The sequence below is a fragment of the Marinobacterium sedimentorum genome (assembly GCF_024267675.1).
GTDB lineage: Bacteria > Pseudomonadota > Gammaproteobacteria > Pseudomonadales > Balneatricaceae > Marinobacterium_A > Marinobacterium_A sedimentorum.
Map to the genome: position 1 here is coordinate 1 of NZ_JALDYX010000064.1, position 7,788 is coordinate 7,788.

The window sequence follows — 7,788 nt, forward strand, 5'->3', positions numbered from 1 at the left end:
TGCGCCCGTTTTTGTGGCGTGACAGACAAATATGTAGGGAACCTATTTGTCCGCCGGGTTAATAATACAAGAAGCATGGATGCTTCATCACTGGCCGCAGGCCAGTGCGAACGCCAGAAAAACCAGCATGTCCGCGCACCTGCGCCCGTTTTTGTGGCGTGACAGACAAATATGTAGGGAACCTATTTGTCCGCCAGGTTAATAGTAGAGCATTAACAATGACTCAGACTGAATCCAAGCTCAGCTTCACCGCGACATGGTCGATGGCCGTGGGCGGAATGGTCGGCGGTGGTATCTTCTCGACACTCGGTGTTGTTGTCGGGATCGCTGGTGCATGGGCATGGCTCAGTTTCGCAGCCGCGGGTCTCATCGCCCTTGCCGCAGGGTATAGCTACGTGAAGCTGGCCGCCCATTACGGTGAAGGGGGCGGAGCGTTCACTTTTCTGCGCGAGATCAATGCAGAGGGCCTCGCCGGTAGCCTATCGTGGGTTCTCATCGTCGGGTACGTGCTCACAAATGCGGTGTATGCTTTCACATTCGGACAGTACCTCGGGCATGCCGTGGAGCTTGGGCCATGGTTCCCACGTATGGCTGGCGTTGCCATCGTGGTTTTGTTTATTGGGCTAAACCTGCGGGGCGTCGGTGAGGCTGCCGGTGTCGAGGTGTTTCTCGTGTGGTTCAATCTGGTCGTGCTTGTGGGGCTGGCCGGATGGGGGCTTACACAGTGGGAGCCCCTGATGCTCTCGCAGGGTGTGCCGGACGTCGGGATCGATGCTGCGCTGTTCGGTGCTGCGTCCGTGTTCATGTCCTACGAGGGATTTCAACTGCTGACCTACGACTACAAGGAGATCGACAACCCGCAAAAAACATTGCCTCGTGCGGTACTGTCGGCGATCGCAGTTGTGATTGTCGTCTACGTTATCGTTGCCCTTGGTACGGTCATGCTGATCGGAGCGGACCAGGTAGTGCAGCACAAGGAGGTCGCGCTGGCCATAGCGGGGCAGAAGGCGTTCGGAACAGTTGGCCTTATTATCGTCACTATTGCCGCAGCGTTCTGCACAGGTTCGGCCATTAATGCCACGCTCTTTGCCACAGCACGTCTCACGTACAGGGTGGCCGAGGATGGCGAATTCCCGGCCGCACTGGATCACAAGAACAAAAAGGGCTTACCGGATAGGGCTGTGATCTTGCTAGGTACGGCGGCAGCGGTCCTTGCCGCAGTGGGAACGCTAACTACCCTTGTTGAGGCTGCCAGCCTCTCGTTTCTATTCACGTTTGCCGTTGTGTGCGGACTTGCTTTTAAGCAGAGGGCAGGCGTGCGGGCCGTGACAGGATTGGGTGCCCTGGCTGCGACCACGGCCTCAGTTGCCCTTATTGTTCGATTGATTCGAACTGACCCATTGGCATTGGTTTTCCTCGGACTACTGGTGCTCATCGCCGTGTTCGGTCGTCCGGTGCTGCTCCGCTACGTAAGGACGAAAAGCCGTCGTGGCTGAGTGGGCCGATTTGCATATAACGCAGGTTCAGATCGATCGGTTCCAGGTTGTACTGGCTGTTGGTGTTCTTGATATGGGTCAGCAACTCAGCCTGCTTGCGCATCAGGTGCATCCGGCGACGCAACAGGTAGCGCGCATGGCTTGCGGGTAGGTATATGCCATGGGAAGCATGCCGCTTTTGAGGAGCTTTGCGATTTTCAGCGAGTCGATCTTGTCGTTCTTGGCCTTGCCGCCATGGATTGCCCGCATGTAGAGGGCATGCCCCAGCACAATCGGCAGGTTGAATTGTTGGCAGAGATCGGACACCCAGTACCAGCAATGCATGTATTCGACCCCGATGACGATGTCTTCGTGAAGGTAGGGCGCCAGCAGGTCGATCAGGTCCATGCTGGTCGCGGGTATATTCCTGTGCACTCGAATCTGATCTTCGGTATCGAGGATGCAGACATAGAGAACCCGGGCATTCAGATCGATGGCTCAGTAGTACCGGTGATTTTTGGTATAGAATCTCATTATCCTTCTCCGGTTCGGTTTCGTCACCTCCAGCATAGGCCGCGGTCTATACTGGACGGAGAAGGCTCAATCAGTATCAAAAAAATACAGCCGACGAAAAAATCGCGCGGCTAATTTTGGCCTTTGGTGAATAAATCGGAGATCAAATTATGCTAAATATAGAAATTGATGAAGAAAATGGAATAGCTATTCTGTCGCCTGACAGCAAGCTTTCCGATGAGGACTTCAAAAGTGCCACCAATATAATTGACCCTTATATTGAACGATCTGGAAAACTTAGTGGGCTAATAATTTCTACGGAATCCTTTCCTGGATGGGAATCTTTTTCAGGCTTGCTGTCACACTTGTCATTTGTAAAAGATCACCACAAAAAAATTAAGCATGTTGCTTTTGTTACAAACTCACCGATTGGTTCTCTAGCCGGAAAAGTAGCCAGCCATTTTGTATCTGCAAAAATAAGGACTTTTAAATTTAGTGAACTTGAATTGGCAAAAGCATGGATAATTTCAAGCAATGACGCACAGGAAAGCACCTAACCAGTTGCCGCCCGTCTGCGCTGCTTCGCAGCACAGACTCCGGCAGCTACGCTGCCTCTGCCCGTGGGCATGGCGTTAGTGCGTCAAGCGAAGCTTGATGCATCTTGCAGGGTGAAAGCAAGTTCAGCGCGATCTGACGGGCCGTCGCCAGAATATCGCGGGAAAACCTGGCGCGGCAGAATGTCCTGGAATGAACGCTTACGTGCCCACTAATACTGGGCAAGATCAGTCTTTGCGAGTTGAGGTATAACAACCTGCGAGCGGGGAAGGTGATGCGCGGTGCTTTTCTGACTCGCCAGAGGTCGGATAAAAATAAAAAAATGAATCAATAACGCCTCATGGCTGGGCTTTCGTATTGCGGGATAGGGTCTATCATTGAGGCCTGAAGCATCAACATTCCGCAAAGAGACTTCGTCATGAAAAATGAAAAAATTAGTGAAATCAAGAATATATTCACTACGAGACTTTATGCGCTCGATCATATCCTGTCGGTAGGCGATAAACACTTTTCGGACATGAACGCCATACTGAAAGAGCGCCTGGCGCCCGACATGTTTACGCTTGGCGCTCAAGTAGCATTGGCATGCAATCAGCCGAGAGGGTTCGCACAATGGTGTGCCGGCCAACCCATAGATAACCTCGATTTAGACGTCGAATCCCTGGAATTGGCTCGTTCGCATATTTTAAACACCAAGAGTCTTGTTCAGGCTATTATCGTAGATGACAGCAAGCTTGATGAAACAAAGCGTATTGGTCTTGGGCCTGGAAGGCATTGCGTACTCCCTGGTCGCCAGTACATTGACGACTTCCTGGTGCCTAATCTGTATTTTCATATCACGACGGCGTATGCCATTCTTCGAAAACTGGGTGCTCCGGTTGGAAAGTTGGATTTCATGACTTATCTGGCGCCTTACATCAAGGAAGAAGCCAAGGAAGGGGCATCGGGGTCTGCGAACAAGACCCAGTGAGTCTCAGGCTATCAACCCGCCGGGTTGATACATGAAGCAGGGATGCTTCATCATTGGGCCTTCTGTTGAACAGATGGTCCAGTGCGAACGCTACTTCTTCCCTTGAAAAAGTCCAGCATGTCCAGGCACCTGCGCCCATTCTTTCAGGCTAAAGAGTTATGGCGTGACCGCACACATGCATCCATGCGTGTGCGGCATGACCGCCAAGGATGGCGGAAATCCTTAGTTTACAGGAGCAAAAGTTAAGGGACCGTACTTCCTGTATATAACGGGCAAATAGGGAGGTAACCTATTTGTCCGCCAGGTTAATAGCCCCCGGCAATGAGTGTTGCGTCTTTTGCATTGTAAGCCTGCTGTTTGCGCTGCTTTTTCCACGTCGACAATTCGATGGCGCACTGATAGGCGTTGTTCAGTATGACGATAGGCGCCATGCCCTGAACGCATTCAACGTAATCGATCGAGCTATACAGTGACTCTGTCACTGGGGTTCTGTACTCAACGGCCATGGTAATCCACGACCGTTGACGTCGGGCAGGTCAATACCTCATGGCTGGATCTTAGACGCGTCAAAGATACTCTGGATGGATGCGTCGAGCATGGCGTTGAACGTATCGCTGGATTGTTGTGCCGACAAGCCCTCGGTCAAGGCACGGGAGAAACTCGCAATCATTCCGGTGTTTTTGGCGAGCCGCTCATTCGCTTGCGCCCGTGAATAGCCGCCCGATAAGGCAACAACCCGCACAATGTTCGGATGCTCAATGCACTCTTTGTAAAAATCATTCAGTTCCGGCAGCGTCAGCTTGAGCATGACGTTCTGACCCGGCGTGAGAGCATCCAGGTGCGCAAGTAGATGGGCTTTCAGTATGACCTCAGCCTGTGCTTTTTCGGGGCTGTTAATATCGATTTCCGGTTCGATGATCGGTATCAGTCCTTTGGCGAGGATGCGCTTGGCGATCTCGAATTGCTGGTCGACGACTGCGCGGATGCCCTCATCCTGCGCGAGCGTGATAAGCGAGCGCATCTTGGTACCGAAGACGCCGTGGTTCACTGCCCGGTCGAGCAGGGCGTCAAGTTCCGGGATCGGCTTCATGAGCTGAACGCCGTTCTCTTGTGCCGCCAGGCCCTTGTCGACTTTGAGGAAAGGCACAATCTGCTTCTCTTGCCACAGATATTGTGCCGTTGGCGTGCCGTCGATCTCGCGGTCCATGGTGTTCTCGAACAGAATCGCGCCCAGGATCCGGTTGCCGCCGAACGCCGGGCTGGTGATGATCCTTGTGCGCATTTGATGGACCCGGTCGAACATCTCGTCATCGCCCGAGTATTCGGTTTCGGGAATCCCGTACTGACGCAGTGCCTTGGGTGTGCTGCCGCCGCTTTGATCAAGCGCGGCGATAAAACCGTCATCGCCACGTACTTTGTCGAATTGCCGCTGGTTCATGATTCCTTCCATGCACTGTTGGTTGGATGGAGGACTTCGGTTCGAAGAATCGAAGTCGCAACGGGGCTAAAAGTATACTGCCAAATCCGGCATTTTGCCGCACGCCAAGGTCCTTGGCGGATTAAACCACGGCGTTATCGGCAACCGGATGGCGTGGTCTGTGTCCCAGCCCCCCAATAGAAAAGCCAGACTCAGTGAGTCGGGCTTTTTGATCAAACGAAGCTGAAGGAGTTCAGCGCCTTGCCGTCTGTCCAAACAGAAGCTTTTTGCCTTCTTCCGTTACCGCCGGGCGGTTAGTCCAGGGGGCGCCTTTTTCGTAGGCGCTGATAACGGCCGGGCGGCTTTGCATGCGCTCGAACCAGCGCTTGAGGTGCACGAAGTCGCCGAGGTTCTGTTTTTGGCGCTCGTGGGGCCTGATCCAGGGGTAGGTGGCCATGTCGGCGATGGAGTAGTCATCGGCAATCCAGTCGCGGCCTTCCAGGCGTTTGTTTAGTACGCCGTAGAGGCGGTTGGTCTCGTTGACGTAGCGATCCATGGCGTAGGGGATGCGCTCTGGGGCATATTGCACGAAGTGGTGGTTCTGGCCCGCCATGGGGCCCAACCCCCCCATCTGCCACATGAGCCATTCGAGCACGGTTTTGCGGGCTCGGGTCTCGGTGGGCAGGAAGCGGCCTATCTTGTCGGCCAGATAAATCAGTATGGCACCGGATTCGAATACCGAGATCGGCGCGCCGCCATCAATGGGATCGTTATCCACGATCGCGGGCATGCGGTTGTTGGGCGACAGGGCAAGGAACTCGGGCTTGAACTGGTCACCGGCGCTGATATCCACCGGATGAATGCGGTATTCGATTCCGGCTTCTTCCAGAAAGATGGTGATCTTGTGGCCGTTGGGTGTGGGCCAGTAGTAGAGATCTAGCATCGGGTGCTCCTCAGGCCGGATCAGTGTTGCTGGATACTTTGGGATAGTTCTGCGGGAACAGGGCGCGCAGGGCAACTTCGTCACGTTCGGACTTGAACTCCACATCCTTGCCCAGATCCCGGGCGCGGGCAACAGCGGGGCGGCTATTGATGCCCTCGAACCAGCGTTTGATGTTCGGATAGGCATCCAGGGCGTTATCGCCCAGCACCACGTTGGCCCTGTCGATCCAGCCCCAGGCTGAAATATCGGCAATGCTGAAACTGTCGCCGACGAGGTACTGACGGTTTTTCAGATGTGCATCCAGCACGTCGTAGTGGCGCTGGGCTTCGCGGTCGTAACGGTTGATGGCGTAGGGCAGCTTTTGCGGTGCCATGTGCTTGAAATGTACCGCCTGGCCGGAAAAAGGCCCAAGGCCGCTGGCAATAAACATCAGCCAGGACAGCAGCTCACCGCGATTCTCGACATCGCCGCCCAGTTGACCGGTCTTGTCGGCCAGATAAAGCAGAATGGCAGTGGAATCGAACACCCGCACGCCGTTGTCTTCAATCGCAGGTACCTTGCCGTTGGGGTTGATCGCCAGAAAGGAGGCTGAATGCTGTTCACCTTTCATGCTGTCTATAGGCGCCAGCGCGTAGGGCAGGCCCGTTTCTTCCAGGAAGAGAGAGATTTTCAGCGGGTTGGGGGCGCGGTTAAAAAAGAACTTGATCATGCGAGACTCCGGGTCGGCTTGAATATTCATTCAAACACGGCTTGAATGATCGTTCAAGGTTAATTTGAATATTCATTCAAGTAGAAGCTATACTGCAGCCTGATGACAGCAGGCGGTAACGACTCATGGCGCGGGTACAGTTTGATCGGGAACAGGTGATTCAGGATTGCACCCAGTTGTTCTGGCAGCAGGGCTTTAGCGGCGCCTCCATGCAAAAGGTTGTACAGGCGACCGGCCTCAAGCCCGGCAGCCTCTATCTGGCCTTTGGCAGCAAGGAAGGCCTGTATCAGGCGGCGCTGGAGCACTATGCGCGCCAGTCCCAGGCCACCCTGAGCCAGGCGCTGGAGAATGCGCCATCCGTGGGTGAGGGTATTTGCCAGCAACTGCTGCGCATGATCGAGGCGGCCGAAAAGGCGGATTACTGCAGCTGTTTTCTGGTGAAAAGCCAGCTTGAGCTGGCGGCCAGTGGCGGTGATTTGCATAGGCGCGTCTGTGCTTATATCACCGAAATTGAAGATCTTTATGTAGAGTATCTGCAGCGTGACTATCCCCAGGATCAGGCGCGCCAGTATGCAACCTCTCTGATGATGCATGTGTTCGGCATCCGCGTGTACGGCTATCTGGAGCGCGACCGGGATAGGCTGCTGGCAGCGGTAAAGTCCGGCTTGCCCTGGCTGCCCTGGGATGCGTGTGAGCAGGAGGCTTTGCAGTAGCAGAGCCGCTATTGGAAATAGCACAGCCATTATCTGTGAGTTGTTAGCCAGGACAGTCGTACCATTGACCTGGCGGGTTAGTAGGTGAAGCAGGGATGCTTCATCACTGCCGGCGGGCCAGTGCGCGCTAACGCTTTACGCCGCCTGGCGTTGCGACTAGGCTGGCGTCTGTGTCCTTTCATGCAATGGAGTCGTGTCGCTTATGCCTAAATCACTCGCCACCCCTGTGCTCGCTGCGCTCTTTGCCGGCGGTCTGTTACTGCTGCAAGGCTGTAGCCCCGAGGTAGGAACTGAAGCCTGGTGCAAGCAGATGGAAGGAAAGCCCAAGGGCGACTGGAGCGTGAATGACGCCGGCGATTTCGCCAAGTCCTGCATTCTGAAATAGCCTGAAATCGCACTAGCCCGCCTTGCACAGGCGGGCTCAGTCTTATACCGTTATCTTGCCTCTTGCCTCTTGCCTCTTGCCTCTTGCCTCTTGCCTCTTGCCTCTTGC

General features: G+C 54.5%; 10 protein-coding genes. 5 read left to right on the top strand and 5 right to left on the bottom strand.

Annotated features, from left to right (window positions below):
• Positions 1-218 precede the first annotated feature (218 nt).
• The gene (locus MRS74_RS23195) at positions 219-1,496 is read left to right on the top strand and encodes an APC family permease (protein WP_254582658.1); all 1,278 of its coding nucleotides are present in this window, start codon (positions 219-221) and stop codon (positions 1,494-1,496) included.
• Positions 1,497-1,598: 102 nt separating this feature from the next.
• Here the strand turns inward: MRS74_RS23195 and MRS74_RS23200 are convergent, their stop codons facing one another.
• A complete protein-coding gene (locus MRS74_RS23200) occupies positions 1,599-1,970 on the bottom strand; it encodes an IS110 family transposase (RefSeq protein WP_368671324.1) in 372 nt (123 codons plus the stop codon).
• A gap of 188 nt (positions 1,971-2,158) precedes the next feature.
• Between MRS74_RS23200 and MRS74_RS23205 the strand changes: the two genes are divergently transcribed.
• The gene (locus MRS74_RS23205) at positions 2,159-2,545 is read left to right on the top strand and encodes a SpoIIAA family protein (protein ID WP_254582660.1); all 387 of its coding nucleotides are present in this window, start codon (positions 2,159-2,161) and stop codon (positions 2,543-2,545) included.
• A 416-nt stretch (positions 2,546-2,961) separates the two neighbouring features.
• On the top strand, positions 2,962-3,513 hold the full coding sequence (locus tag MRS74_RS23210) for a DUF1993 family protein (protein WP_254582661.1): 552 nt from the start codon (positions 2,962-2,964) through the stop codon (positions 3,511-3,513).
• A gap of 305 nt (positions 3,514-3,818) precedes the next feature.
• On the opposite strand, the gene MRS74_RS23215 is transcribed toward MRS74_RS23210, so the two are convergent.
• The 4 genes from MRS74_RS23215 to MRS74_RS23230 all read right to left on the bottom strand — a co-directional run bounded on the left by MRS74_RS23215 (position 3,819) and on the right by MRS74_RS23230 (position 6,582).
• A complete protein-coding gene (locus tag MRS74_RS23215) occupies positions 3,819-3,995 on the bottom strand; it encodes a hypothetical protein (protein ID WP_254582662.1) in 177 nt (58 codons plus the stop codon).
• A 62-nt stretch (positions 3,996-4,057) separates the two neighbouring features.
• On the bottom strand, positions 4,058-4,951 hold the full coding sequence (locus tag MRS74_RS23220) for a fructose bisphosphate aldolase (RefSeq protein WP_254582663.1): 894 nt from the start codon (positions 4,949-4,951) through the stop codon (positions 4,058-4,060).
• A 232-nt stretch (positions 4,952-5,183) separates the two neighbouring features.
• The gene (locus MRS74_RS23225) at positions 5,184-5,873 is read right to left on the bottom strand and encodes a glutathione binding-like protein (protein WP_254582664.1); all 690 of its coding nucleotides are present in this window, start codon (positions 5,871-5,873) and stop codon (positions 5,184-5,186) included.
• A gap of 10 nt (positions 5,874-5,883) precedes the next feature.
• A complete protein-coding gene (locus MRS74_RS23230) occupies positions 5,884-6,582 on the bottom strand; it encodes a glutathione S-transferase family protein (protein WP_254582665.1) in 699 nt (232 codons plus the stop codon).
• A gap of 125 nt (positions 6,583-6,707) precedes the next feature.
• On the opposite strand from MRS74_RS23230, the gene MRS74_RS23235 reads away from it, so the two are divergent.
• The gene (locus MRS74_RS23235) at positions 6,708-7,295 is read left to right on the top strand and encodes a TetR/AcrR family transcriptional regulator (RefSeq protein ID WP_254582666.1); all 588 of its coding nucleotides are present in this window, start codon (positions 6,708-6,710) and stop codon (positions 7,293-7,295) included.
• 202 nt (positions 7,296-7,497) lie between these two features.
• Entirely contained in the window at positions 7,498-7,680 is a 183-nt protein-coding gene (locus tag MRS74_RS23240) for a DUF3012 domain-containing protein (RefSeq protein ID WP_254582667.1), read from the top strand.
• Positions 7,681-7,788: the final 108 nt, after the last annotated feature.